Origin of the sequence: Acinetobacter sp. 2JN-4, from assembly GCF_003687745.1 — a bacterium.
GTDB lineage: Bacteria > Pseudomonadota > Gammaproteobacteria > Pseudomonadales > Moraxellaceae > Acinetobacter > Acinetobacter halotolerans.
In genome coordinates this window covers 1-255 of record NZ_RDNY01000040.1, presented here as the reverse complement: position 1 = coordinate 255, position 255 = coordinate 1, and the positions used below count along the sequence as shown (strand labels likewise).

At 45.9% G+C, this 255-nt stretch carries 1 pseudogene; it reads right to left on the bottom strand.

Features of this window, described 5'->3' with window-relative positions:
• Positions 1–255 (bottom strand): annotated as a pseudogene (locus tag EAH57_RS15880) (OmpA family protein); the annotation flags it as partial.

Genomic DNA, 255 nt, shown 5'->3' with positions numbered 1-255 from the left:
ATACACGAAGTTCCATGTTAAGATCTTCAGTCAACTCTTGTGGCTGTGGAGCAACTGGAGTTGGTTCAACTGGAGCAACTTCTACGACTGGCGCAGCAGGCTTCAAGTGACCACCAAGAACTACGTTTAAACCAGCAAGTGCTGTATAGTTCCAGAAGTCTTCATCGATGTTATAAGTACCACGAGCTTCAGTACGAAGAGATAAAGCATCGTTCAAGCGCCAGAAAGCACCGATACCAGCATTACCCAAAGTAC